The sequence below is a fragment of the Sphingomonas epibiotica genome, assembly GCF_039615155.1.
Classification (GTDB): Bacteria; Pseudomonadota; Alphaproteobacteria; order Sphingomonadales; family Sphingomonadaceae; genus Sphingomonas.
The window spans coordinates 240,058-264,808 of record NZ_JBDGHY010000005.1 but is presented as its reverse complement, the minus strand read 5'-3'; the positions used below and the strand labels follow the sequence as shown (position 1 = coordinate 264,808).

Annotated in this window: 31 protein-coding genes and 1 tRNA gene; 11 read left to right on the top strand and 21 right to left on the bottom strand. The window is 66.4% G+C overall.

The window, feature by feature from the left end; genetic code table 11:
- Nucleotides 1-16: 16 nt before the first annotated feature.
- The 5 genes from AAIO73_RS12275 to AAIO73_RS12255 all read right to left on the bottom strand — a co-directional run bounded on the left by AAIO73_RS12275 (nt 17) and on the right by AAIO73_RS12255 (nt 5,096).
- Complete coding sequence (locus tag AAIO73_RS12275) at nt 17-1,801, bottom strand: cation:proton antiporter domain-containing protein (RefSeq protein ID WP_345878431.1); 1,785 nt, start codon at nt 1,799-1,801, stop codon at nt 17-19.
- Nucleotides 1,801-2,235: an iron-sulfur cluster assembly scaffold protein gene (locus tag AAIO73_RS12270; RefSeq protein ID WP_345878429.1), complete on the bottom strand. Its 435-nt coding sequence runs from the start codon at nt 2,233-2,235 to the stop codon at nt 1,801-1,803. The genes AAIO73_RS12275 and AAIO73_RS12270 overlap by 1 nt, the downstream gene beginning before the upstream one ends.
- Nucleotides 2,236-2,284: 49 nt before the next feature.
- Nucleotides 2,285-2,806: a CvpA family protein gene (locus AAIO73_RS12265; protein ID WP_345878426.1), complete on the bottom strand. Its 522-nt coding sequence runs from the start codon at nt 2,804-2,806 to the stop codon at nt 2,285-2,287.
- A gap of 182 nt (nt 2,807-2,988) precedes the next feature.
- Nucleotides 2,989-4,359: a DNA repair protein RadA gene (gene radA / locus AAIO73_RS12260; RefSeq protein ID WP_345878424.1), complete on the bottom strand. Its 1,371-nt coding sequence runs from the start codon at nt 4,357-4,359 to the stop codon at nt 2,989-2,991.
- Between the two features lie 182 nt (nt 4,360-4,541).
- Nucleotides 4,542-5,096, bottom strand: a complete 555-nt coding sequence (locus AAIO73_RS12255) for a type 1 glutamine amidotransferase domain-containing protein (protein ID WP_242116511.1) — start codon at nt 5,094-5,096, stop codon at nt 4,542-4,544.
- A gap of 105 nt (nt 5,097-5,201) precedes the next feature.
- On the opposite strand from AAIO73_RS12255, the gene AAIO73_RS12250 reads away from it, so the two are divergent.
- The 5 genes from AAIO73_RS12250 to AAIO73_RS12230 all read left to right on the top strand — a co-directional run bounded on the left by AAIO73_RS12250 (nt 5,202) and on the right by AAIO73_RS12230 (nt 9,788).
- Entirely contained in the window at nt 5,202-6,230 is a 1,029-nt protein-coding gene (locus AAIO73_RS12250) for a DNA topoisomerase IB (protein WP_345878422.1), read from the top strand.
- Between the two features lie 9 nt (nt 6,231-6,239).
- Entirely contained in the window at nt 6,240-7,391 is a 1,152-nt protein-coding gene (locus AAIO73_RS12245; protein ID WP_345878420.1) for a mechanosensitive ion channel family protein, read from the top strand.
- A gap of 125 nt (nt 7,392-7,516) precedes the next feature.
- Nucleotides 7,517-7,972, top strand: a complete 456-nt coding sequence (locus AAIO73_RS12240) for a MaoC family dehydratase (protein WP_345878418.1) — start codon at nt 7,517-7,519, stop codon at nt 7,970-7,972.
- Nucleotides 7,973-7,986: 14 nt separating this feature from the next.
- Nucleotides 7,987-9,165 carry an acetyl-CoA C-acyltransferase gene (locus AAIO73_RS12235; RefSeq protein WP_345878416.1) on the top strand — a complete coding sequence of 393 codons (1,179 nt, stop codon included), beginning with the start codon at nt 7,987-7,989 and terminating at the stop codon, nt 9,163-9,165.
- Between the two features lie 77 nt (nt 9,166-9,242).
- Nucleotides 9,243-9,788 carry a hypothetical protein gene (locus AAIO73_RS12230; RefSeq protein WP_345878415.1) on the top strand — a complete coding sequence of 182 codons (546 nt, stop codon included), beginning with the start codon at nt 9,243-9,245 and terminating at the stop codon, nt 9,786-9,788.
- A 95-nt stretch (nt 9,789-9,883) separates the two neighbouring features.
- On the opposite strand, the gene AAIO73_RS12225 is transcribed toward AAIO73_RS12230, so the two are convergent.
- Complete coding sequence (locus tag AAIO73_RS12225; RefSeq protein WP_345878414.1) at nt 9,884-10,972, bottom strand: branched-chain amino acid aminotransferase; 1,089 nt, start codon at nt 10,970-10,972, stop codon at nt 9,884-9,886.
- Between the two features lie 58 nt (nt 10,973-11,030).
- Between AAIO73_RS12225 and AAIO73_RS12220 the strand changes: the two genes are divergently transcribed.
- Nucleotides 11,031-11,534 carry a MarR family winged helix-turn-helix transcriptional regulator gene (locus AAIO73_RS12220; protein ID WP_345878412.1) on the top strand — a complete coding sequence of 168 codons (504 nt, stop codon included), beginning with the start codon at nt 11,031-11,033 and terminating at the stop codon, nt 11,532-11,534.
- 1 nt (nt 11,535) lies between these two features.
- Here the strand turns inward: AAIO73_RS12220 and bla are convergent, their stop codons facing one another.
- The 6 genes from bla to AAIO73_RS12190 form a co-directional block, all read right to left on the bottom strand.
- Nucleotides 11,536-12,390: a subclass B3 metallo-beta-lactamase gene (gene bla, locus AAIO73_RS12215; protein WP_345878410.1), complete on the bottom strand. Its 855-nt coding sequence runs from the start codon at nt 12,388-12,390 to the stop codon at nt 11,536-11,538.
- The gene (proC, locus tag AAIO73_RS12210) at nt 12,387-13,196 is read right to left on the bottom strand and encodes a pyrroline-5-carboxylate reductase (protein WP_345878409.1); all 810 of its coding nucleotides are present in this window, start codon (nt 13,194-13,196) and stop codon (nt 12,387-12,389) included. Before proC ends, bla begins: the two co-directional genes overlap by 4 nt.
- Nucleotides 13,193-13,693, bottom strand: coding sequence for a type III secretion system chaperone family protein (locus AAIO73_RS12205; RefSeq protein ID WP_242116520.1), 501 nt, complete (start codon nt 13,691-13,693; stop codon nt 13,193-13,195). The genes proC and AAIO73_RS12205 overlap by 4 nt, the downstream gene beginning before the upstream one ends.
- Before the next feature lie 64 nt (nt 13,694-13,757).
- Entirely contained in the window at nt 13,758-14,054 is a 297-nt protein-coding gene (locus AAIO73_RS12200) for an accessory factor UbiK family protein (protein ID WP_345878408.1), read from the bottom strand.
- A gap of 40 nt (nt 14,055-14,094) precedes the next feature.
- Nucleotides 14,095-14,649: a TspO/MBR family protein gene (locus tag AAIO73_RS12195; RefSeq protein ID WP_345878407.1), complete on the bottom strand. Its 555-nt coding sequence runs from the start codon at nt 14,647-14,649 to the stop codon at nt 14,095-14,097.
- An 81-nt stretch (nt 14,650-14,730) separates the two neighbouring features.
- Complete coding sequence (locus tag AAIO73_RS12190; protein WP_345878406.1) at nt 14,731-15,477, bottom strand: TlyA family RNA methyltransferase; 747 nt, start codon at nt 15,475-15,477, stop codon at nt 14,731-14,733.
- A 179-nt stretch (nt 15,478-15,656) separates the two neighbouring features.
- Here AAIO73_RS12190 and AAIO73_RS12185 point away from each other — a divergent pair, with 179 nt between their 5' ends.
- A complete protein-coding gene (locus tag AAIO73_RS12185) occupies nt 15,657-16,313 on the top strand; it encodes an RBBP9/YdeN family alpha/beta hydrolase (protein ID WP_242116524.1) in 657 nt (218 codons plus the stop codon).
- Here AAIO73_RS12185 and AAIO73_RS12180 read toward each other — a convergent pair.
- The 9 genes from AAIO73_RS12180 to AAIO73_RS12140 all read right to left on the bottom strand — a co-directional run bounded on the left by AAIO73_RS12180 (nt 16,310) and on the right by AAIO73_RS12140 (nt 21,995).
- The gene (locus AAIO73_RS12180; RefSeq protein ID WP_345878403.1) at nt 16,310-16,705 is read right to left on the bottom strand and encodes a PIN domain-containing protein; all 396 of its coding nucleotides are present in this window, start codon (nt 16,703-16,705) and stop codon (nt 16,310-16,312) included. The genes AAIO73_RS12185 and AAIO73_RS12180 overlap by 4 nt on opposite strands.
- On the bottom strand, nt 16,702-16,929 hold the full coding sequence (locus AAIO73_RS12175; protein WP_345878401.1) for an AbrB/MazE/SpoVT family DNA-binding domain-containing protein: 228 nt from the start codon (nt 16,927-16,929) through the stop codon (nt 16,702-16,704). The genes AAIO73_RS12180 and AAIO73_RS12175 overlap by 4 nt, the downstream gene beginning before the upstream one ends.
- A gap of 24 nt (nt 16,930-16,953) precedes the next feature.
- Nucleotides 16,954-17,364, bottom strand: a complete 411-nt coding sequence (locus AAIO73_RS12170) for a hypothetical protein (RefSeq protein ID WP_345878400.1) — start codon at nt 17,362-17,364, stop codon at nt 16,954-16,956.
- Nucleotides 17,361-19,283 carry a 1-deoxy-D-xylulose-5-phosphate synthase gene (gene dxs / locus AAIO73_RS12165; RefSeq protein ID WP_345878398.1) on the bottom strand — a complete coding sequence of 641 codons (1,923 nt, stop codon included), beginning with the start codon at nt 19,281-19,283 and terminating at the stop codon, nt 17,361-17,363. Before dxs ends, AAIO73_RS12170 begins: the two co-directional genes overlap by 4 nt.
- 86 nt (nt 19,284-19,369) lie before the next feature.
- Complete coding sequence (locus AAIO73_RS12160; RefSeq protein ID WP_242116529.1) at nt 19,370-19,840, bottom strand: Fur family transcriptional regulator; 471 nt, start codon at nt 19,838-19,840, stop codon at nt 19,370-19,372.
- A gap of 40 nt (nt 19,841-19,880) precedes the next feature.
- Nucleotides 19,881-20,261: a MerC domain-containing protein gene (locus AAIO73_RS12155; protein ID WP_345878395.1), complete on the bottom strand. Its 381-nt coding sequence runs from the start codon at nt 20,259-20,261 to the stop codon at nt 19,881-19,883.
- Between the two features lie 576 nt (nt 20,262-20,837).
- Nucleotides 20,838-21,104, bottom strand: a complete 267-nt coding sequence (locus AAIO73_RS12150) for a UvrB/UvrC motif-containing protein (protein WP_345878393.1) — start codon at nt 21,102-21,104, stop codon at nt 20,838-20,840.
- Between the two features lie 31 nt (nt 21,105-21,135).
- Nucleotides 21,136-21,453 carry a DUF2218 domain-containing protein gene (locus tag AAIO73_RS12145; protein ID WP_345878391.1) on the bottom strand — a complete coding sequence of 106 codons (318 nt, stop codon included), beginning with the start codon at nt 21,451-21,453 and terminating at the stop codon, nt 21,136-21,138.
- Nucleotides 21,450-21,995, bottom strand: coding sequence for a PadR family transcriptional regulator (locus tag AAIO73_RS12140; protein ID WP_345878389.1), 546 nt, complete (start codon nt 21,993-21,995; stop codon nt 21,450-21,452). The genes AAIO73_RS12145 and AAIO73_RS12140 overlap by 4 nt, the downstream gene beginning before the upstream one ends.
- A gap of 97 nt (nt 21,996-22,092) precedes the next feature.
- Between AAIO73_RS12140 and AAIO73_RS12135 the strand changes: the two genes are divergently transcribed.
- The 4 genes from AAIO73_RS12135 (at nt 22,093) to AAIO73_RS12120 (ending at nt 24,738) form a co-directional block, all read left to right on the top strand.
- Nucleotides 22,093-23,397, top strand: a complete 1,305-nt coding sequence (locus tag AAIO73_RS12135; RefSeq protein ID WP_345878388.1) for a replication-associated recombination protein A — start codon at nt 22,093-22,095, stop codon at nt 23,395-23,397.
- Nucleotides 23,394-23,738, top strand: coding sequence for an MmcQ/YjbR family DNA-binding protein (locus tag AAIO73_RS12130; RefSeq protein ID WP_345878387.1), 345 nt, complete (start codon nt 23,394-23,396; stop codon nt 23,736-23,738). The genes AAIO73_RS12135 and AAIO73_RS12130 overlap by 4 nt, the downstream gene beginning before the upstream one ends.
- Nucleotides 23,720-24,601, top strand: a complete 882-nt coding sequence (locus AAIO73_RS12125) for a hypothetical protein (RefSeq protein WP_345878386.1) — start codon at nt 23,720-23,722, stop codon at nt 24,599-24,601. Before AAIO73_RS12130 ends, AAIO73_RS12125 begins: the two co-directional genes overlap by 19 nt.
- Before the next feature lie 63 nt (nt 24,602-24,664).
- A tRNA-Thr gene (locus AAIO73_RS12120) sits at nt 24,665-24,738 on the top strand.
- The last annotated feature ends 13 nt before the right edge of the window (nt 24,739-24,751 follow it).

Below are 24,751 nucleotides of genomic sequence, written 5' to 3'. Positions count from 1 at the left end.
CGCAGGGACCAGTTCGCTACCCTGCGTCGTCGGCGACGGTGCCCGGCGCGGCGCTGACCCGGGCGTGGGTGAAGATCATTTCGCGTCCCTGTCGCAAGTCGCCGGTTTCGGACTGTTGCATCAGCCGCTTCGCATCGGTCTTGCGATACAGGTCCTCGGTCCGGTCGATCTCGCCATCGTCAACGCCGACCGACACCATCGCGGCGCGCGCCATCGTCACCGCCGAATCAAGTACCTCGCGGAACACGCCCTCGACCGGTGCGCCGGCCAGCCGGACGACCGCGCGCCGGTCGAATGCGCGGACGAAGATGCCAGGCGTCGGAAACGCCTGATGGATTGCAGCGATCGAGTCACCGTCCAGCGGATCGCCATCGACGCAGAACAGCAGCAATTCTGCATCCTGCGCCCCCGCCAGTCGCAGCAGGTCGATGCGGGTGCCGTCGCCATAATAGACCTTCATGCCGAAGCTGTCGGCGATCTCGATCATCTCGACGTCGCGGTCGATCACGGTGACGCTGATCCCCTGCGCCAGCAGCATCTGCGCGACCGTCTGGCCGAACCGGCCATAGCCAACCACCACCGCGCTCGCGCCGTCATGGCGTGGCCCTTCGGGCGTGCCGCCCTCGCGCTTCTCCGGTTCGGCGCGGAACCGGCGAGTCGCCATCATCAGGAACGGGGTGGTCGCCATCGACAGCGTGACAATCGCGCCGAAGACGCTGGCGGCTTCGGGTGCGATCAGCAGCGCGTTCTGCGCCTGCGCGAACAGCACGAAGCCGAATTCGCCGCCCTGGCTCAGCAACAGCCCCAACGCCAGCGCCCCGCGCCACGGCATCCCGAACAGCCGCCCGAGCCCAAAGATCACCAGCCCCTTGGTCGCGATCAGCGCGATCGCCATGCCGACCACGAACACCGGCCGTTCGACGATCGCACCCAAGTCGAGCATCATACCGACCGCGAGGAAGAACAGCCCGAGCAGGATCGAGCGGAACGGCTCGACATCGGCCTCGAGTTCGTGGCGATACGGGCTGTCGGCCAGCATCACGCCCGCGATGAACGCGCCGAGCGCGGTCGACAGGCCCAGCGCCTGCATCACCGCCGCGCTGGCAATCACGGTGAACAGCCCGGCGAATACGAACATTTCGCGCTCGCCCATATTGCCGATCAGCCGGAACATCGGCCTGAGCAGAAAGCGCCCGGCGAGGATCAGCCCGGCGACCGCGCCGACCGTCCATAGTCCCAATTGCCACCCCGGCGGCCCCCCGGCATCGGCCGGATTGCGCGACAGCGCGGCGACGATGGTGATCAGCGGGACGATCGACAGGTCCTGGAACAGCAGGATCGCGAAGGCGCGTTCGCCGAACGGGGTCTTCATGCGCCCGGCGGATTGCAGCATCGGCAGCACCTGCGCCGTCGACGACAACGCCAGCGGCAGACCGAGTGCCAACGCTGCCGCCCAGCTGAAATGCGTCGCCAGCCACACCACCCCGGTGATCGCGATGCCGCACAGCACGACCTGCATCAGCCCGAGGCCGAAGATATCGCGCTTCATCTGCCACAGCCGCGACGGGCTGAGCTCGAGACCGACGAGGAACAGCAGCAGGGTGATGCCGAGTTCGGCGATCGCCAGTTTGGATTCGGCGTTGCCGACCAGCCCCAGCACCTGCGGCCCGACCACCGACCCGGCGACCAGATAACCGAGCGTCGCGCCCAGCCCCAATTTGCGGAAGATCAGAACGAAGATCAGCGCCGCGCCCAGCAGCGGCGCGAAATCATGCAACAACGACGCGGTGCCATGCTCCATCAGGCGGCGGCCCGCTGGCCGGCGAGGGCCGCCGCCTCGGCCGCCGCTTCGAATGCGAGCCGGATCGAGGCATGGCGGGCGCTATGCGGGCGCGCCGGTTCGAACAGCGTCAGTCCGGGCCAGTCGGGCGCATCGCCTTCCCCCGCCAGCCACGCGGTCAGCGCATCACGCGCGGCGGCAAGTTCCGCCGCGCTTCGCCCGACGATCCGGCGCGCCAGCAGTGCCGACGATGCCTGTCCCAAGGCACAGGCGCGCACCAGCATCCCGACCGCAGCGACTCTGCCGTCTTCATCCAGCGCAATATCGACCGTCACCCGGCTGCCGCAGATCGGCGATCGCTTCTCGACGCTGGCATGGGGGTCGGGCAGGCGCACGGCCTGCGCGGTCTCGGCGGCGAGGCGGAGGATTTCGGTATTGTAGAGATTGGCGGTCACGCGACCGGATGTAGGGCGCGATCGTGACGCTGGCGAGTCGGTCGCGCGATTATTCGCCGAACACCGGCTCGCCGCGCCGCCGGCGGTCGATGAAGTCGACCACGCTGGCGCTCGTCGCGTTGAGCAGCGGATAGGTCCGCGCATCCTTGATCCACGCCGGCCGTCGCGTCGGCCCGCCGCCGATAAAGTCCGCCGCGAGCAGCAGCAGCAGAAAGGCTAGGCTGGTCAGGATCAGTCCCTTCAGCGCGCCGAAGCCGAAGCCCAGCGCCCGGTCAACCGGTCCCAGCACCGACGCCCGCGTCCGCGCGCCGATCGCATTGGCGACCAACCGCCCGGCGAAATAGCCGACCCCGGCGATCAGCGCGAAGGCAAGGGTAGCGGCACCCCCGGCGGTGCCGGTCGGCCCCACCAGCGCTGCGGCGACCGGCGTGTGGAACAGCTTGAGCGCCAGTACGACCAGCACCCACGCGCCAAGCGACAGCACTTCGGTCACGAACCCGCGCAGGAAGCCGAGCACCGCCGCTCCGCCGACGGTAAGCAGGACGGCAATGTCGAGCGAGGTCAGACCCATGCAACGGCTATGCCGGGAGGAGTAGTGATTGTCGAGCGGCCACTAAATCCTCCCCGCCCCGCGGGGAGGGGGACCGCCGCGAAGCGGTGGTGGAGGGGGTGCGCCCCGCAACGCAACGGTCTGTATGCCGCAAACCCCCTCCACCAGCTTCGCTGGTCCCCCTCCCCGTGCCGGGGAGGAGTTTAGCGCCCCAACATATAATCCACGAAGCGCGGCAAATTCTTGAACCCCGACAGTTTCACCGCGCCGCCTTCGGCACTTTGCGCCGATGGCACCAGCGCCCGCCCGAACCCCAGCTTGCCCGCCTCCTTCAGCCGCAGCGCGCCATGCGCCACCGGTCGCACCTCGCCCGACAGCGCGATTTCGCCGAACACGATCGCATCCGACGGCACCGGCCGTTCCGACAAGGCCGATACCAAGGCCGCCGCCACGGCAAGGTCCGCCGCCGGATCGGTCACCCGGTACCCACCGGCGATGTTCAGATAGACTTCGGCGGTCGCAAACGCCAAACCGCACCGCGCCTCCAGCACCGCCAGGATCATCGCCAGCCGCCCGGAGTCCCATCCGACCACCGCCCGCCGGGGCGTCGCACCCGATGCCAGCCGCACCGTCAGCGCCTGCACCTCGACCAGCACCGGCCTGGTACCTTCCAGCGCCGGGAACACCACCGTGCCGGTGACATTCTCGTCACGACTTGTAAGAAACAGCGACGATGGATTTGAAATTTCAGACAATCCTTCGCTTTCCATCGCAAAGACGCCGATCTCGTCGGTGCCGCCGAAGCGGTTCTTCACCGCGCGCAGGATACGATATTGGTGGCTGCGCTCGCCTTCGAACGCCAATACCGTATCGACCATGTGCTCCAGCACGCGCGGTCCGGCGATCGACCCGTCCTTGGTCACGTGGCCAACCAGCACGACCGCCGTGCCGCGTTCCTTGGCGAAGCGGATCAGTTCGCCCGACGATGCGCGCACCTGGCTGACCGTGCCGGGCGCGCCTTCGATCAGGTCGCTATGCATCGTCTGGATCGAATCGATGATTAGCAGGTCGGGTGCCGCCGATCCGCCGAACGTCGTCAGGATATCGCGCACCGACGTCGCCGCCGCCAGTTGCACCGGCGCGGTGCCGAGGCCCAGCCGTCGCGCGCGCAACCGCACCTGATCTGCTGCTTCTTCGCCAGATACATAGGCGACGCTCTTGCCGGCCAGCGCGAGCTTCGCTGCCGCCTGCAACAACAGGGTCGACTTGCCAATGCCGGGATCGCCGCCGATCAGCGTCGCCGACCCCTCGACGAAACCGCCGCCCAGCGCGCGGTCGAGTTCCGCGATGCCGGTCGTCAGCCGCTCGGGCAGGGCGATATCGGTATCCAGCCCCGACAACAGGATCGGTCGGCCGCCGCTTTGCAGGTTATGCCGCGCCGAAAAGGGGGTGACGACCGCCCCGGCATCCTCGACCAGTGTGTTCCAGTCGCCGCAATCGGCACATTGCCCCGCCCATTTCGACGAGACCGATCCGCATTGCTGACAGACATAGCGCTTCTGGGGTTTTGCCATGACCCGCGTCCTAGCAGAGCCAGAACGAAAGGGGAATGTCGGGGAAGATCTGCCACCGGATTTCCAGTGGTGGCCCCTCCATCTTCGGCTTCGCAAGTGAACTTCGGCGATGAGGGATTGCCGGCCGTGCGGGAACGCCGAACGGCCGGGTTCGGGGCGGAGCTCGCTCCGCCCCGCCCCGCTTACGCCTCGGCCAGTTCGCTTTCGATCGCCTCGATCATCGCCTTCGAAAAGGCGGGAATGTCGTCGGGCTTGCGGCTGGTGATGAGGTTGCCATCGATGACAACCTGTTCGTCGACCACTTCGGCGCCGGCGTTTTCTAGGTCGGTGCGTACCGATGGCCAGCTGGTCACGCGTCGGCCGTCGACGACGTCGGCCTCGACCAGTAGCCAGGGGGCGTGACAGATGGCGGCGACGATCTTGTCATCGTCCATGAACTCGCTGACGATCTCGACCGCGCGTTCCTCCATGCGCATCTTGTCGGGATTGCCGACGCCGCCGGGCAGCAGCAGCGCATCGAATTGTTCGGTATCGACGTCGTCGAGCGTTAGGTCGGGCGTGATCGTCCGCGCCTTTTCACTGTCGTTGACGACGCCTTGGATCGGATCGGTCTTGATCGAGGCGAGCGTCACCTGCGCCCCGGCATCGAGCAGCGCCTGACGTGGGTCGAACAGTTCGGATTCCTCGAACCCGTCGGCGGCAAGGATCAGCACGCGGGCATTGGCGAGGTCGGCCATCGGTAATCTCCTGTTACGGTCCGCTCCTAACCGGCCGGCTCCGGCCGGGTTCCGGAACGAAGCGACGAGCCGAACATTGATCGGGTCATCTGCAGGGACAGCCCGATGGACACAGCCGAAGACGACCTCCCCTGCCCCGCCGGCTGCAACTTTTCCGATTGCGAGGCGGCGGGGATCACCCGCAAGAAGCTGACGCGCGGCTGGGGTTACTATGACGCAAACGGTGAACGGATCACCGATCGCGACGAGATCGACCGGCTGAACGCCATCGGCCTGCCCCCCGCCTATCGCGACGCATGGTATTGCCCCGACCCGTCCGGTCATATCCAGGCGATCGGGTGGGACGACAAGGGCCGCAAGCAATATCGTTACCACGCCGATTTTCGCGAGGCGCAGGAGACGGCGAAATATGATCGGTGCGCGGCGTTCGGGCATGCGCTGCCCAAGCTGCGCGCGCAGGTCGAGCGCGATCTGGCCAAGCGCGCACTGTCGCGCGAGCGGGCGGTGGCAGCGGTGGTGCGGTTGCTCGATCTCGGCCGGGTGCGCGTCGGCAATGAAGGCTATGCGCGGGTCAACAAGAGTTTCGGCGCGACGACGTTGCGCAAGCGCCACGCCAAGCTGACCGGTACCCGGTTGAAATTGCAGTATAAGGCGAAGTCGGGCAAGCTGCGGGTGCTGACCATCACCGATCGGTCGCTCGCCAGTTTCGTGCGCAAGTGCCAGGATTTGCCGGGCCAGCATCTGTTCCGCTGGGTCGATGCCGAGGGCGAGACGCATCCGGTCACCTCCAGCGACGTCAACGCCTATATCCGCGAGGCGATGGGCGGGGACTTTACTGCCAAGCATTTCCGGACATGGGGGGCGAGCGTACTGGCCTTCACCTCGCTGGCCGAGGCGGAGCAGGACATTAGCCTGAAGACGATGCTGGGCCCGGTGGTCGACGCGCTGGGCAATACGCCGGCAATCGCGCGCAAATCCTATGTCCACCCCTTGCTGGTCGATCTGGTCAAGGACGGGCAGAGTGCGTTTCGCGAGACGCTACGCCTGCCCCGCTCCGCCAAGCATCTCAGCCGCCACGAACGCGGGCTGATCGCGCTGCTCGAAGCGCAGGCGAAAGTCGCCGAAGCCGCCTGAAAGGATCGCATGACCGTCAATAGCAGTTCGCCCGCCGCGACGGTCGAAAAGAGTTTCAATGCCGATCAGGCACAGGCGCAGGCGCGGCTGCTGTTCCAGGACAGTGCTCGGTGGATCGCCGACAACTGGTTGCAGGTATTGGTGGCGCTGGGCGTCGGCGCGGCGATCGTCGTCGTGCTGCTGGTCGTGCGGCGCTGGGGCATGCGGCTGTGCCGTAACGATCGCGCCGGATGGGGGACGGTCGCCGGACGGGCGGTGGCGCGGACCAGCGTCTTCTTCATGGTGATGCTCGCAGCCAAGCTGGTCGACGGCTATGCCAGCGCGCCGCCGATGGTGACGGCGACGATCGAGTTCCTGTTCACCGTGGCGGCGGTGTTCCAGGCGGCGATCTGGGCGCGCGAAGTGATCCTCGGCGTGGTCGAGCGGCGGACGGCGAGCGACCATTATCATGGCGAGGCGCTGGCGTCGGCGATGGGGCTGATCCGGTTGCTGGTCACCTTCGCATTGTTCTCGATCGCGCTGATCGTGGTGCTCGACAATCTGGGCGTGAACGTCACCGGGCTGGTCGCAGGACTCGGCGTCGGCGGCATCGCCATCGGTCTGGCGGCGCAGGGGATTTTCGCCGATCTGTTCGCGGCGCTGTCGATCATTTTCGACAAGCCGTTCCGACGCGGCGACAATGTCAGCTACGACCAGACCAACGGATCGATCGCCGAAATCGGACTGAAATCGACGCGCATCCGATCGATCACCGGCGAAGAGCGGATCATCTCTAACAAGAATCTGCTCGATAAGGAGATCACCAACAACAGCCGGCGCGAGCATCGCCGCGCGTCGTTCGTGATCGGCGTCACCTATCAGACCGATCCCGATACCTGTGCGCGGATTCCGGCGATGCTGCGCGAGATCGTCGAGGCCGAACAGCGCGTGTTCGTGCGGTGCGGCTTTGTCGGCTTCGGGGCGTCGAGCCTCGATTTCGAAGTCATCTTCGATTCGCCGGGGGTCGATTATGCAGCCTTCTACGACGGGCGGACCGCGGTCGGCATTGCCATCCTGCGGCGCTTCAACGCCGAGGGGATCGAGATCGCCTATCCGACGCAGGTCAATCTGACGGCGCGTGCCGACGGGTCGATCGTCGACCCTGCCCCTGCGGCAAGCTGAATTTTTCGAAGATAGGGTTTGGATCGCCCGGACGCCGGCAATGCTACTTTCCCGGTTTCGGTGTGTTCCTGCTTGCGATTGCGCGGGTCGTGCCGCTATGCTTCCCCCGAACGAGGGAGAGGTCGGTGACGGCGATCACGGCGGAGGCGATGGCGGAACGGATCGGCAGCGAATGGCTGTCGGACTGGGTGCTGCTCGACCAGGCGCGGATCACCGCCTTTGCCGATGCGACCGACGATCACCAGTTCATCCATGTCGATCCGGTGGCCGCAGCCGCGACGCCGTTCGGCGGCACGATCGCACACGGCTTCCTGCTGTTGTCGCTGCTGCCGAGACTGGCGGCGAGCAGCGGGATGTCGGCAGTGTCGGGCGCGCGCATGGAAATCAACTATGGCGGCAACCGCGTGCGTTTCGTCCGGCCGGTGCGGTCGGGGTCGCGCATTCGCGGGCGCTTCACGCTGATGGCGCTCGACCAGAAGCGGCCCGGCCAGTGGCAGCAGACCATCACCTATGCCGTCGAGGTCGACGGTAGCGACCAACCCGCGCTGATCGCCGAATGGATCAGCCAGATCTTCACCTGAACCCGAGGACCATCATGCGCTCAGCCGTCATCGTTTCGACCGCCCGTACCCCGATCGGCCGCGCCTATCGGGGGGCGTTCAACAACCTGCCCGCACCGACGCTGGCGGCGCATTCGATCCGCGCGGCGGTCGAACGCGCCGGGATCGAGGGGGGCGAGGTCGACGACGTGCTGTTCGGCGCGGCGCTGCAGCAGGGGCATCAGGCGGGCAATATCGCGCGGCAGGCGGCGCTGCGGGCCGGGCTGCCGGTGACGGTGTCGGGCATGTCGATCGACCGGCAATGCGCCAGCGGACTGATGGCGATCGCCACCGCCGCCAAGCAAATCGTCCATGACCGCATGGACATTTGCGTCGCGGGTGGCGTTGAATCGATCAGCCTCGTCCAGACGCCGCAGATGCGCATCGCCGCCGATCCCGAATTGCTGGCGATGCAGGGCGATATCTACATGCCGATGCTCCAGACGGCCGAAATCGTCGCCAAACGCTACGGCATTTCGCGCGATCGGCAGGATGCATATGCGCTCCAGTCGCAACAGCGCACCGCCGCCGCACAGGCCGCCGGACTCTTCGATGCCGAACTGGTATCCGTGACCGCGACGATGAACGTCGTCGACAAGGCGACCAAGGAAGTGTCGGCGCATGAGGTCACGCTGACCAAGGACGAGGGCAACCGCGCCGACACGACGCTGGAAGGGTTGCAGTCGCTCAAGCCGGTGATGGGCGAACAGGCGGTCATTACCGCGGGCAATGCCAGCCAGTTGTCGGACGGATCGTCGTCCTGCGTGCTGATGGAAGAGTCGGTCGCGTCGGCGCGCGGATTGCAGCCCCTCGGGCGCTATGTCGGCATGGCGGTCGCGGGCACCAAGCCTGACGAAATGGGCATCGGCCCGATCTATGCGGTGCCCAAGCTGCTCGAACGCTTCGACCTGACGATGGACGATATCGGGCTGTGGGAGTTGAACGAGGCGTTCGCGGTACAGGTGCTGCATTGCCAAGACGTGCTGGACATCCCGAACGACCGGCTGAACGTCAATGGCGGGGCGATCTCAATCGGGCATCCCTATGGCATGTCAGGCGCGCGGATGACCGGCCATGCGCTGATCGAGGGCAAGCGGCGCGGGGTGAAATATGTCGTGGTGACGATGTGCGTCGGCGGCGGCATGGGTGCTGCCGGGTTGTTTGAGGTGCTGTAAACGTCAACCATATCTTGACATTCAGTCGTCAACGAATGATTGATCTTTCGTCAATATCTCATTGACGGGGGAGTGTCATGCAGGTACGAGAAGAACAGGCGTTGCGGTCGCGGACGGCGTCGATCGTGCTGGATTGGGCAGCCGAGCGCGAGCCGCCCTTTTCCGGGGAAGGCAAGGGCGACTTTGCGGCTGCGATCATGGCGGCACATGTCGTCGCCGATGAGGCGCGGCTGGGGCTTCACCGCTGGATCGCTGCCGCACGCCGGGCGGACATGAGTTGGGCCGAAATCGGCGAGGCGCTGGGCATCAGCAAACAGGCTGCGCAACAGCGCTTCGGGCGATTGGCAGGCCATGCCGGGGAAGGCGGTGCGGACGGCGCGACCTTCGTTCGGACGGGTGCCACGGCGTTCAACGAGATGCGTATTCTGGCCGAGGAAGGACGCAAGGGGAATGAACTGGTTGCCCTTGGCGTGTTGACGCTAATCTTTCGGCCGAGTGATCGGATGTGGGAATATTGCCGCCGGATCGGGACCGGTAGCGATAGCACGCGTTTGCAGGCGGATGGCTGGAACCATGTGGCCAGCTATCTGCCCTTTCATTATTACAAGCGGGCTATCGGGTAGCGGATCTAGGGTTGCTTGACTCGTGACTCTCAGCTCGGGTCTGCGGCGCTTACCCTCTCCCAACCCCCTCCCCTGAAAGGGAGAGGGCTTTGGGCTTAACCGATGCGTTGCATCCAGTTGTGCGGATCGTTGCTGCGGCCACGCTGGATGTCGGTCAGTTGCTTGAGCAGCGACTGGGTACGTTCGCCCGGCTGGCCATCGCCGATTTGGAAGCTGAAATCGGCTGAGGACACCTTGCCGATCGGGGTGACGACGGCGGCGGTGCCGCAGGCAAAGGCCTCGACCAGACGGCCGCTGGCGGCGTCGGCCTGCCATTGGTCGATCGAATAGCGTTCCTCGCGGACCTCGATCCCTTGATCGCGCGCCAGCGTCAGGATCGAATCGCGGGTGATGCCCGGCAGGATCGTGCCGGTCAGAGGCGGGGTCAGCATCGTGCCGTCGTCGAACACGAAGAAGATGTTCATACCGCCCAGTTCCTCGACCCAGCGGCGCTCGGCCGCGTCGAGGAACACGACCTGATCGCAACCCTGCCGGATCGCTTCCGACTGGGCGAGCAGGCTCGCGGCATAATTTCCGCCGCACTTGGCGTCGCCGGTGCCTCCGGGCGCGGCGCGGGTGAATTCCTTCGACACCCAGAGCGACACGCTCTTCGCGCCGCCGGGCCAGTAGTTGCCGACCGCCGACGCGATGACGCAGTAGAGATATTCGGCCGAAGGCTTCACGCCGAGGAACGTCTCGCTCGCGATCATGAACGGCCGCAAATACAAGGCGCTGCCCTCCCCGGCCGGAATCCAGTCGCGTTCCGCCAGCGTCAGTTCGCGGCACGAGGCGACGAACAGATCGTCGGGCAGTTCGGCCATGGCAAGCCGGTGCGCCGACCGGCGGAAGCGGGCGGCATTCTGTTCGGCACGGAACAGCGCGACGCCGCCATCGGGTAGGGTATAGGCCTTCAGCCCCTCGAATATTTCCTGCGCATAGTGAAGGACGGCGGCGGCTGGGTCCATGACGATCGGTGCGCGCGCGGTAATCTTCGCATCGTGCCAGCCCTTGTCTTCCGACCAGCGCATCGTCGCCATATGATCGGTGAAGACGCGCCCGAAACCCGGATTTACGATCCGCGCCGCCCGCTCGCTCGCCGCGACCGGGGTCGCATGGGGTTCGAAGGCGAAGGTCGGCTGCGTCATGGCGTCCTCATGGATGAATGCTTGCGGTGGACTAGGCCGGATGGCAGAAATGGTCAACATGACTGCCCCAATATCGCCCGCCCAGCCCATGGCTGCATCCGCGCTATTTTTGCGCGAGGCCGAGGTAAGGCGCGGGATCGAACTGCTTTATTTCGGCTATAGCCATTTGACGCGCTCGATCGACGAAGCGTTGGCCGCGCAGAATCTGGGGCGTGCGCATCACCGCGCGCTGTATTTCATCGCGCGGCGGCCGGACCTGTCGGTCAGCGAGTTGCTGCGGCTGCTGGCGATCACCAAACAGTCGCTCGGGCGGGTGCTGAACGACCTGTCGGCGCGTGGGCTGGTGGAGAGCCGGGCGGGCGACCGCGACGCGCGGCAGCGGCTGCTGAAACTGACGCCCGAGGGACAGGCGCTGGAGGCACGGCTGTACGAGATGCTGAACGCGAAACTGTCGCGCGCCTATTCGGGTGCGGGGCAAGATGCGGTCAGCGGCTTCTGGGCAGTGCTCGAGGGGCTGATTCCGGCCGGGGACAAGGCGGCGGTCGCGGCGCTGGGGCGGTAGTTCAGCGCGCTTCGTCGGCCAGCCGCTGGTTGAGCCGCTGCGTCGCGGCGGCAGCATAGGTCCGGCAGCCGTTCCGATCGACCAGCGGCTTGGTGCGTGCGAGCCGTTCGACCATGTCGCTCGCGCCCGGATGCGGGGTCAGGACGATGTCGCATGGGAGTGCCGCGACCCTGGCGATCGTCTTGCGCAGCCGCGCGACATAGGCCGGATGATCGCGGAAGCGATAGGCGTCCGACGATACCGCCGACAGGCTGTCGGCGAAGACGATCGTGCGGCACGTTCCGCCGTCGCACGACCGCCACGACCAGCTCATGCCGTCGGGCGAATGGCCGGGGGTCAGATGCGCGGTCAGCCGGAGCGGACCGAGCGTCACAGGCTGCCCGTCGGTCAGTATACCGCCGGCGGGGATGCGTTCCACGGGGGATAGGATGTCGCGCTGCGGATCGTCGGCGGCGAACCGGCCGCGTTCGACCACCTCGCGCGCGGCGGCGCTGGCAAGCAGCGTCGCGCCGGTCGCACGGCGGAGCGCGGCAAGGCCGCCGGCATGATCGACATGGCTGTGACTCATCAACAGCAGCTTCACGTCCCGAGGTCGGAAGCCGAGCCGGCGGATGTTGGTGACGATCGACGGCACCGCCCCGGCGGTCGCGGCGTCGATGACGATATGCCCCTTCGGTCCGGCAATGAGCAGCACGGTGATGCCGCAGGTGCCGATATCATAGACGTTGCCGTAGATGCGGACCGGCGGGGCGGGATCGCTCCAACCGTCCTTCCCGGCGCATTGCCGTGCACGGGCGGCTACGTCGGCGGGCGGGGCAAGCGGTGCTGCAGCCGCCAGCAAGGCGACGACGATCATGAGCCGCCCCGCGCCGCCGCCGCCATCTCGGCATTGCGTCGTTCGGAAGCGGCGAGCGTCGCGGCGAGCAGGCGTTTGAGCGCATCGCCTTCGTCGAGGACGTTCAGCCCCTGTCGCGTCGAACCGCCGGGGCTGGCAACGCGATCGGCCAGCGTCGCGGGCGGGACATCGGCACCGGCCGCCATCGCCGCCGATCCCTGCACCGTCGCGATGGCAAGACGCTGCGCCTGATCCAACGGCAGACCGAGTGCGGTACCGGCCGCCGCCAGTGCATCAATGAAGCGGAACACGAAGCCTGGCCCGCACCCCGACAGCGCCGTCACCGCATCGAACAGCGCAGCGTCGTCGATCCATTCGACCTGCCCGAGCGGCTGCATCAACGCCCCCGCGATCGAGCGAGCGTCGGCGTCCTCTCCATGCGAATGGAGCGCAACCACCCCCTGCCCGATCGCAACCGGCAAATTGGGCATGGCGCGAACGATCGTCCCGGCATCGAACCGGTGAGCGAGCGCAGATTCCTCGACGCCGGCAAGGATCGAGATCAGCAGCGGCACACCGGCAATGTGCGGCGCGAGCGCGGACGCGACCGTGTCAAGTTGTTGCGGCTTCATCGCCAGCACGACGATCGCCGGCCGCTGGGCCGGCGGCGTGGTCGTATGGGCAACGCCGGCGGGCAGGTCACGCGGCGTCCGGGTAATGACCGTGACCGCCGCCGGATCGACACCGTCGGCGATCCATCGGTCGAGCATCGCCCCGCCCATATTGCCGCAGCCGATCAGCCACAACGGTCCGGGCAGGACAATCATGCCTCGCCCTGCGTCTCGATCATCGACGCGGCGATCGCCTCCTTCGGCGTCTTGCCGCCCCACAGCACGAACTGGAACACCGGATAGAAGCGTTCGCATTCGTCGATCGCGGCATCGATCATCAATTCTGCCTGATCAATGGTCAGCGCCGGTTCGTCGCCCAGCATCGCGGCATGGCGATAGAGCAGGATGCCGCTCGACGACCAAAGTTCGAAATGGCCGATCCAGAGCTGTTCGTTGATCAGGCCGATGGTTTCGTAGATCGCGCCGCGCCGTTCGTCGGCGACGCGGATATCAGGGAGCGCGAGAAATTGCAGGACGCCATCTTCTCCGCGCCAGATCGCGCGGAGTTCGAATTCGGTCCAGCTCCCCTTCACGTTCGCGACGATCTCGTCGCCGTCACGCTCGTGTTTCCAGCCGTGCGCCGCGAAATAGCGCTCCAGCGTATCGATCGGCACGGCGTCGTCGCCGTCCTCTTCCACTTCGTCCAACATCATCCCCACGCCATAGACCCGCGCACTGCCCCCGTCACGCGCCAAGGCACGCAACGCGCGGCGCGAATCAGAGCGCGCCCTCACCCGCGCCGGGCGCATCGGGCGAGACCGGCTGCGCAACGCTCTGGCGGGCTTCCAGTGCGTCGAGCCGGGCGCGCAGCGCATCGGCTTCGTCGCGGGCAGCGACGGCCATGGCCTTCACCACCTCGAATTCGTCGCGGCTGACGAAATCCATGCCGCCGAGGAACGTCTTGGCCCGCTCACGCGCAGCCGCCTCGCCTTCGCGGGCCATGCCGGCAATGGTGCCGGCGGCGCCGTTCACGAACTTGGCGAAATCGTCGAACAGGCGATTGTCGGACTGCATGGGAAATCCTTCCTTTGGCTGGGCGTCAATCCGCCGGCCGTCAAAGTGCGATTTGGGTGGAATGGGCCGGCGGCACAAGGGTTTCGGCGTCGGGATTGAGCCGGTCGATCTGCCAGTTGAGCGCCGATGCGACCACCAGCCACGCCAGATACGGCACCAGCAGCCACGCCGCGAGCGGGCGGATGCGACCAAAGGCGAAGGTCGTCGCCAGCGCCACGCAGAAGAGCGCGACGACCACGAACAGTGCCGCCGTCACCTGATGCGCACCGAAGAACAGCGGCGACCAGACCAGGTTGAGCACCATCTGGACGGCGAACAATCCGATCGCGACCCCGCGCCCCCGCGCGCCGCGCGCGCTCAAGACGATGGCCAGCGCGAGGCCGAGCAGGACGTAGAGGATCGACCATACCACCGGGAACGCCCATTCGGGCGGCCCAACCGGCGGCTGACGCAGCATCCGATACCAGCCGTTCTGACTGCCCGACGCCACCAACTGCCCGGATGCGAAACCCAGCAGCAGGATCAGCGGCACGCACACCACGGCCCGCCGCAGGAACTCCGAACGCAACTGCCACTTCGACGCGATTTCGTTCATCCCGCCCCCCGGTGCCGGCCCCGCCCAATGCGCAGCCGTTCAGGCGGCAGTGCTTGCTGCGTGCGCTGCGTCATTGCAAGCCTAAGCGGCGGATTCGGGCGCGGTAGCGGCGATCAGGAACTCGATATTGCCTTCGGGACCGGTGATCGGGCTGCGATCGATGCCGATCACCTGCCAGCCCGTGCCCGTCAGCCATGCCGAGACTTCCTCGCAGACCCGCGCGTGGATGGCGGGATCGCGGACCACGCCGCCCTTGCCCACCTCTTCGCGCCCCGCCTCGAACTGCGGCTTGATAAGCGCGAGCAGGCGTCCACCGGGCTTCACGAAGCCTAGGGGCACGGCCAGCACCTTAGACAAAGCGATGAAGCTGGCGTCGCAGACGATCAGATCGACGGGCTCGGGAATGTGCGCGGGCGTCAGCAGCCGGGCGCTCAATTGTTCGAGGACGACGACACGCGGATCCTGGCGCAGTTCCCATGCGAGCTGGTTGGTGCCGCTGTCGACGGCATAGACCCGCGCCGCGCCGCCGGTAAGCAGCACGTCGGTAAAGCCGCCGGTCGACGATCCGACATCGATCGCGACCGCATCCGCCACGTCCCAGTCGAAATGGTCGAGGCCGTGCGCCAGCTTCACCCCGCCACGCGATACCCATGGATGATCGCGCCCGCGCACGTCGAGCACCGCATCTTCGGGCAGCTGCTGGCCCGGCTTGTCGACCTTGCGGTCGCCGGCGAACACCAGCCCCGCCATGATGAGTGCCTGTGCGCGAGTGCGGCTCTCGGCGAGGCCGCGGTCGACGAGCATCTGGTCCGCGCGTTGCTTTGCCATGGCATGCGCATGGCGCGACTTTCGACTGGTCGCAACCCTTGATCCGTTGGGCGAATGCCTATTGCCTATTCGATCAGTAGGAATATCTTGTTCATCGGAGGCTGACCCGGACCCGACCCCCTCCCTAAAGCTGACGGGTCGGCCTTCACCGTTTCGAACCGAACCGCAGGAGAGTGACGATGGCGCAGTTTTCGACACCCCCGACGGTGCTGACCGTGCCCGGGTTGAACGGCTCCGGGCCGTCGCACTGGCAGACTTTGTGGGAACAGTCGCGGCCGGATACGGCGCGCGTCGAACTGGGGCTGTGGTCGCGACCGTTGCGCAATGCATGGGTGACGAAGCTGGACCAGGCGATCCGGCAGGCGCAGGCGCCGGTGGTGCTGGCGGCGCATTCGCTCGGCTGCCTTGCCGTCGCATGGTGGGCGCAATTGTCGTCGCAACCTTATGGCTGGCCGGTTGCCGGTGCGTTGCTGGTCGCGCCGGCGGACGTCGATCGTCCCGGTGCACCGCCCGAATTGCAGGGTTTTGCCCCGACGCCGCGCTTCTCGCTGCCCTTCCCCTCGCTGGTGGTCGCATCGACCGATGATCCGTGGGTGTCGATCGAGCGGGCGCATTCGATGGCGGTCGATTGGGGCAGCCATTTCGTCGATGCCGGCGCGCAGGGGCACCTCAACGCCGCCAGCGGGATCGGCTGGTGGGAAGAGGGGCAGGAACTGCTCGACCGCGTCATCGCCGCGTCGGGCGACGGCCATGGCCATGTCCGCCACCCCAGCGACGCGCGATCGGTGCTGGCCGTCAACGCGACCGAAGCCGCGCAGGGGCAGTTTCTGCGTTAAGCGAAGGGGTTGGCGACCTTCAGCCGGGCGTCGATCACGAGCCCGTGCTGAAGGTCCTCGCTCCACAACCGCTCGCATCCCGCCGCCAGCGCGGCGGCGACGATCATGCTGTCGTAGATGGCAAGGCGATAGCGTTCGGCGATCCGCAGGCCGTCGCGATGGATGGCATCGGTCAGCGGGACCACATCGGCAGTAGCAAGACGGATCAGATCGATTCGTTGGCGGACGTCCGGCCACGCCACGCGTTGCTTGCGAAGCGAGACCGCAACAAACTCGTTCAGGCATTGAACGCTGATGATCGGCGTACCGTCTAGCAAGCGTTGCGCCGGTATCCGTCGAGGGTCGTCGGCGAAAGCGTAGAGCAAGATGTTCGTATCGAGAAACGCCGTCACCCGCGTGCGTTCGCCTCTTCGCGATCGAAGCGATAGTCAGCCGGCAAAGGACGCGACAGGGCCGTCATCTGCGCCCAGACACCTGCCAATTCCGCGTCGCTGAGCCGCGTAGTCGAGCCACTCCGCCGAACCTCAACGCTGTCGCCTTCGTGCAAACCGAGCGTTTCGGCGACGTCGTCAGGAATGACGATGGCGAGCTTGTCGCCGATCTTTTCGACCTTCACCGGGCTTCTCCTTCGAAAGAGAAATTACGCCGGGCGCGAGCCGTTGACAACCGACTGAAGGTAGACGGCAAGGTCGCGGACGTCCTTGATCGGCGGCACCGCATCCGACTCCGGGCGATCAAACCCCATTTCCTCACAGACCGTCGCCGCAACATCGGCGACTTCCGTTTCATCCGCGCCAAGAAAGCCGCCAAAGTCGTCATCCGGGTGCGGCGCAACGCCTTTCCCGTAATAGGACGCGACAAGTTCACGGGTCGCCGCCGCAACCGAAGCCGACACCCCGGCATCCGCCAGCATCGCGTCGAAATCCTCGACCGTCCAACCAGCGCGTTCAGCCTGCGCCAGCTTGAACCGCCGCCACATCCGCCAGTTGAACCAGCCGACCGCGATCACCGCGAGCGCGATGATCGCTGCCGCCTTTTGCGGGCCGGTCATGCGCGGACTTCGGTGGCCCCGCTCTCGTTCCAGCGCAATGCGCCGAGCACGGTGTCGACGATCTGCGGCGCGTTCAGGCCGGCTTCGTCATATTGTTTTTGCGGGTTGTCCTGGTCCTGGAAGGTGTCTGGTAGACGCATGGTCCTCAGTTTCAGGCCGGCATCGATAAGCCCGGAGTCGCTCGCAAAGGTCAGGACGTGCGCGCCGAGCCCGCCGACCGCGCCTTCCTCGACCGTTACCGCAACCTCGTGGGTGGTCAGCAGGCGGCGGATCATCGCTTCGTCGAGCGGCTTGGCAAAGCGCAGGTCGGCGACGGTGGTCGACAGCCCCTTCGCCTCAAGCGCATCGGCGGCCTTCAGCGCTTCCTCCAACCGGGTGCCGAGCGAGAGGATCGCGATCTTGTTACCTTCGCGGACCAGACGCCCCTTCCCGATCTCCAGCTTCTGCGGAACCGCCGGCAGCGCAACGCCGACACCGTTGCCGCGCGGATAGCGGACTGCGATCGGCCCGGCATCATATTCGGCGGCGGTGTAGGTCATGTGGACCAGTTCGGCCTCGTCCGCCGCCGCCATCACCACCATGTTGGGCAGCGTGGCGAGATAGGTCACATCGAAGCTGCCGGCATGGGTCGCGCCGTCCGCCCCGACCAGCCCGGCGCGATCGATCGCGAAGCGGACCGGCAGGTTCTGGATGCAGACATCGTGCACGACCTGATCGTACGCCCGCTGCAGGAAGGTCGAATAGATCGCGCAGAACGGCCGCATGCCCTGCGCGGCAAGGCCGGCGGCAAAGGTCACCGCATGTTGTTCGGCGATACCGACGTCGAAGAAGCGCGCCGGGTGCGCCTTCGCGAATTTGTCGAGGCCGGTGCCCGAAGGCATCGCAGCGGTGATCGCGCAGATGCGGTCGTCGGTCGCGGCCAGCTTGCTCAACGTTTCGCCGAACACGTTCTGATATTGCGGCGGACCGGCGGGCGCCTTCACCTGCGTCCCGGTGATGACGTCGAACTTCTGCACGCCATGATATTTGTCGGCAGCCGCCTCGGCGGGGGCATAGCCCTTGCCCTTCTTGGTCACGACATGGACGAGGATCGGTCCTTCCTCGGCATCGCGGACGTTTTCGAGGACCGGGATCAGATGGTCGAGATTGTGACCGTCGATCGGGCCGACATAATAGAATCCGAGTTCCTCGAACAAGGTACCGCCGGTCGCCATGCCGCGGGCGAATTCGTCGGTCTTGCGCGCGGCGGTGTGCAGCGGACGCGGCAGGCGGCGAGCGATCTTCTTGAAAGCCTCGCGGATGCCAAGAAATTCCCGGCTCGACACGATTCGCGACAGATAGGCCGACAGGCCGCCTACCGGCGGCGCGATCGACATGTCGTTGTCGTTGAGGATGACGACCAGACGGTTACCCGCCTGTTCGGCGTTGTTCATCGCTTCATAGGCCATGCCGGCCGACATCGCACCGTCGCCGATCACGGCGATGCCCTTGCCCGGCGTGCCCGCGATCTTGTTGGCGACGGCAAAGCCCAACGCTGCCGAGATCGAAGTCGAACTGTGCGCCGCGCCGAACGGGTCGTATTCGCTTTCCGACCGTTTGGTGAAGCCCGACAGGCCCCCACCCTGCCGCAGCGTGCGGATGCGGTCGCGGCGGCCGGTCAGGATCTTGTGCGGATAGCATTGATGGCCGACGTCCCAGACGAGGCGGTCGGCGGGCGTATCGAACACATAGTGAATCGCGACCGTCAGTTCGACGACGCCGAGACCCGAGCCGAGATGGCCACCGGTCGTACCGACCGCGCTGATGGTTTCCTGTCGCAATTCATCGGCGAGTTGCCGCAAATCGCTGGCGGGGAGCTTGCGAAGATCGGCGGGCGTCTGAACGGTATCGAGCAGCGGCGTGCTAATTGGATCGGCCATCGCCCGTGCTTATCGCAGGTAAAGCACAGTGTCGATTGTTCGTGGCACCGCACGCGGACAAAGCACGGCGATGCTTGCCTAAAGCGTCAATCCTGCACCGATGCTGCACAGTCCGCGCACCGGCCGCGCACCTCGATCACCGGGCGGACCGGGGTGAAACCGGCCCCGCTGGCCGCCGACCGGACGCTGCCGGTGATGGTGTCGTTATCGATATGCGTCGTCTGTCCGCACTGGTCGCAAACGAGGAAAATGCAGTCGTGGATGCAGTCGGGATGGCTGTTCGCCAGATAGGCATTGGCGCTTTCCACCCGGCGGGCGAGGTTCGCGTTCACGAACAGGTCGAGGATACGATAGACGCTGTTAGGCGCCACGCGACGCCCCTGCGCCTTCGACACGGCATCGGCGATGTCATAGGCGGAGGCGGGTTTGTCGAAGGAGGCAAGCACGTCGAAGATGCTGGCGCGCATCGCCGTCCATTGCTCGCCCGCGCGGGTCAGTGCCGCTTCGGCGGCCTTGTTCCATTCGGGGCCGTGATGTTCGTGATGCTCGTGCGCCATTAACGCGAGATAAGCGCCTGCACGCAGGGCGGCAAGCGGGTCAGCAGCCGGCGCGGCGGTTCAGATGGTGTCCGTACGCCAGCAACGCGACGCCGCTCAGGGTCGCGATCGCTTCCGGAACGCCGTGCGGCAGGGTCAGCGCCAGCGCCATGACCGCCAGCCCGATGCCACCGATCGCGGTCGGCAGGCGCTGTCCGTGGCGAAGATAGCCCGCGCCCAGCGCGACGATGCCTAGCAGCACCGCGAAGGCGAGACCGACTTCGTGGATGGCTGGATGCAGCAACGCGCCGCCGACCGAGGCGAGCAGCGCCATGACCGCGACCGTCGTCACGCAGTGCACCGCGCAGAGCGCCGACAGCAGCATGCCGGCACGATCGAGACGACCTTCATGCAACCAGGTTCGGGCGGCGGGACTGCGCATCGTCGCCTTATGCCTCCGATCGCGCGAAGATACAACATAACGCTTCATCGAGGTCTGAACGCGGCGACGCGGTTTAGGTTCGATCGGTGGCGGTTAACGAATTGAAGGCAACGCTGCGTTACGATTATCCGTCCGTCGGCCGCGCGCCGTCACCCCGGCGAAGGTGAGATCGTCGCGAACGTCCACCGGGCCGTGTCCCCGCGAAGGCGGGAACCCAGCGCCAGCGGCGCAGGCCTTCGCCGGGACACGGCTCTGGCTTCCGCGTTCGCAGGACCTCTGCGCAAGTCGGGCCGTCCATCCCAACTCGGTCGCACCTCGGCGGAGGCCGGGGTCCAGTTGGCAAGGCTTCTCAGTACGTTACGAACGTCTCCCAACTGGGCCCCGGCCTTCGCCGGGGCACGGGAGAGCAGTGTTGCAAAGGTCCCGCGAAGTCGGGAGTCGGGAGCCAAGCAACACAAACCGTGGCGCCTCTGGTCCTCGGGTCCCCGCCTTCGCGGGGACACAATGGGGTCGATTTTCGCATCGGCCTCCGCCCGCACTCGGATGCCATACGATCATGTGCAGGCGGACAGGACCCTACCGTTTGCGCGTGACCATCGGATCGGGCTTTTTGGGCGGTTTCCATCCCTTAGGTGGCTCGACGCGTTGGCGGCTGGTGCCGAGTCCCATCGCACCAGGCTGTTGGCGGGTCAGACCGGCTGTGTCCGCGGCGCGCGCCGAATCCTTCTCCGCTCCACCGCGCAACAAGCTGATCCGGTCGCGCAGGCGCGACGCGGTTTCAAAATCCATCGCGGCGGCAGCGGCCTCCATTTGCTCGCGCAGGGCTTCGATCGAGTCGGTCATGCGTCCCCAACGCGCGAAGTCCCGACGCGCCTCATTGCCAGTCGAAGGCAAGCGGCGCTTCGCGAAACGCGAACCGGTCGAGATGGCGGGCGACCGCGCCTTTCAATCCTTCGCGCTGCTCGATCGAACTTGCATCGATACGGACCGTCAGCGCGTCGTCATCGGCGTCGAACGTCACCAGCGCGTCGGCGGGATGATCGGCACCGCGCGCATCGCGGGGGAAGACGACGGTGCCGTGGTTCGCATCATATTCGGCGGTCAGGTTGTGCTGCCAATGTTTGCACAGTTGCTGGAGATAGCGGCTGGCATGGGCGGTCGGGACGGTCGCGGTGGCGGTGTGTTCGGTCACAGGCGTTCTACCTTCTGTGCGGCGTCGTCCAGAATGGCGGCGACACGGTGGAGAGTTTCCGTGTCGACGTCAGGCGCAGACAGCCGGTGGTGGATGGCTGCGCGCAAATTTGCGCGTGCGCGGTGGATCGGGCCGGCATCGGTGCGGGCGCGGTGTTCGCCCAGCGCAGACAGTCGTTCGAACAGTTCGCCGACCTGCGCCGCATCGGTCGCCAGTTGCGCGGTGCCGGCTTGCGACACAGCAAACAGCTTGCGCGTGCCTTCGCTCGCCTGTTCCTCGATCAGGCCCATGTCGGTCAGCAGCGTCAGCGTCGGATAGACGACGCCGGGGCTGGGCGCATAGGCGCCGCCGGTCCGTGCCTCGATCGCGCGGATCAGGTCGTAACCATGGCGCGGCGTCTCGGCGATCAATGCCAGCAGCACCAGCCTCAGTTCGTCACCACCCAGCACCCGGCCGCGTGGTCCGCGTGGACCACCATGCCGGCCGCGTCCGCCCATGCCCGGCCCGCCGGTCCACGAATCATATCCCATTCCGAAACGCATTCTCATTCTCCGATATATCTTGAACAGTAAGATATATCGCAAACGATCGAGTGCAAGAGTCGCTTTCCGCTTTTTTCGCGCACCCTATATTGCGGCCATGGCCGACCTTTTCGCCGACTTCGCCCCGCCCCTGCCCGAGACGCCGACCGGCGGGCCGCTTGCCGACCGGTTGCGGCCAAAGACCCTGGCGGAGGTGGTCGGGCAGGATCACCTGACCGGCGCGGATGGCGCGATCGGGCGAATGGTCGCGGCGGGAAAGCTGTCGTCGATGATATTGTGGGGGCCGCCCGGCACCGGCAAGACGACGATCGCGCGGTTGCTCGCCGATGCGGTGGGCTTGCGCTATGCCCAGATCTCGGCGGTGTTCTCGGGCGTCGCCGATCTGAAGAAGATGTTCGCCGAAGCGCGCGACCATAGCCGGATCGGCAAACGCACGCTGTTGTTCGTGGACGAGATCCACCGCTTCAATCGCGCGCAACAGGATGGCTTCCTGCCCTATGTCGAGGACGGGACGGTCACGCTGGTCGGGGCGACGACCGAGAACCCGTCGTTCGAACTGAACGCGGCGCTGCTCAGCCGGGCACAGGTGCTGATCCTGCACCGGCTCGACGCGACCGCGCTGAACGAACTGCTGACGCGGGCCGAGGCGGCGGAGGAACGGCCCCTGCCCCTCGATGACGCAGCCCGCGCGGCATTGGTGGCGAGCGCCGATGGCGACGGGCGGTTCCTGCTCAACCAGGCGGAGACGCTATTTTCGATTCACCTGCCCGAACCGCTCGACCCGGCCGGGCTGTCGACGCTGCTGCAACGGCGGGTCGCGGTGTACGACAAGGACCGGGAGGGGCATTACAACCTGATCTCGGCGCTGCACAAATCGCTGCGCGGATCGGACCCGCAGGCGGCGCTCTATTACATGGCACGGATGCTGACGGCGGGTGAGGAGCCACTCTATGTGCTGCGGCGATTGACGCGGTTCGCCAGTGAAGACATCGGCCTCGCCGATCCGCAGGCGCTGGTACAGTGCCTTGCCGCCAAGGACGCGTACGATTTTCTCGGCAGTCCCGAGGGCGAGCTGGCGATCGTGCAGGCGTGCCTGTACCTCGCGACCGCGCCCAAATCGAACGCGGCGTACAAGGCGCAGAAGGCGGCATTCGCCAGCGCGCGCGAAACGGGGTCGCTGATGCCGCCGCAATCGATCCTGAACGCGCCCACCCGGCTGATGAAGGATATCGGCTATGGCAAGGGCTATGCCTATGACCACGACCATGCGGACGGGTTTTCGGGCGCCAATTACTGGCCCGAGGAGATGACGCCCAAGCGTTTCTACGAACCGACCGGTCGCGGGTTCGAACAGCGCATCGCCGAGCGCATGGCGTGGTGGGACGAACGGCGGCAGTCGTGAGGGACTGGACGGAAGTCGCTGCCACCGGCTGTACGCTGCCGGGCGTCGAGCAAGGCAGCAGCTATGGTCAGCCGGCGCTGCGGTTTCGCGGCAAGACGCTGGCCGGTACGACCGCACCCGATCCGGGCAGTTTCGTGCTGCATGTCGCGGAGGGTGAGAAGGACTTGCTGATCGCGACCGATCCGGCGACCTTCTGGGAAACCGATCACTATCGCGGTTGGCCGGTGGTGCTGGTGCGCTATGGCACCGGCGCGGGCGACCGGATCGCGACACTGCTCCGCCGGGCATGGTGGGACCGGGCGACGCTCGCGCAGCGCAAGGCATGGGGCGCGCGACCCTGACGCGGCGTTTCACCCGGTTCGCGGCGATCGACTGGTCGGGACAGGCGGTGGCACGGCCCAAGGGGTTGGCGGTCGCCGAGGTCGGCGATGGCGGACCGGTGCTGATCGAGCGCGAGGGCGGATGGTCGCGGGACGCGGTGCTCGACTGGCTGGTGGAACTGGCCGATGCGCAGGCCGATATGCTGGTCGGGCTCGACCTGTCGCCGGCGTTGCCGTTTCTCGATCGGGGCAGCTATTTTCCGGGCTGGGACGGATCGCCCGGGGATGCGCGATCGCTATGGGCGATGGTGGATCGGATGAGTGCCGACGATCCGTATCTTGCTGCGTCGTCGGTGGTGGCGGACGCGGAATTGTCACGCCATTTCCGGCGGCAGCGCGCGTGCGGCGATCGGTTCGGCTCCGGGCGCGGGCGGTTGCGGGTATGCGAGGAACGGCAGTTGCTGGCCGGTCTTTCGCCGACCAGTTGCTTCAACCTGGTCGGCGCGGCCCAGGTCGGGAAATCGAGCCTGACCGGCATGCGCGTGCTGTACCGGCTGGCAGGTAGGATACCGGTCTGGCCGTTCGATCCGGTGCCGGCGACCGGTCCGGTCATCGTCGAACTCTATACCACGATCGCGGCGCGGGCGGCGGGAGTGCGCAAGGGGCTGAGCAAGCTGCGCGATCCGGCGGCGCTGGATGCGGCGCTGGCGGTGCTGGGTAGCGCGGCGCATCTACCGATCGCGCGCTATGACGACCATGCGACCGACGCGCTGTTGAGCGCGGCGTGGCTGCGGACGGTCGCGGGCGATGCGGCGCTCTGGGCACCGGACGGGCTGACGACGGAAGTAGCGCGGACCGAGGGCTGGACGTTCGGAGTCCGGTAGCGGCCGGCCCCGCAACCCGGCGTTGTGTTGCCCGATCGTGCTTGGTAGAGGATGCTGCGGCGTGCCCCGTTACGTTAATGGTAAACGGCTTCCTTTGTAACGAAGAGACGCGGGTTCGATTCCTGCACGGGGCACCACCGCTCTCCGCCG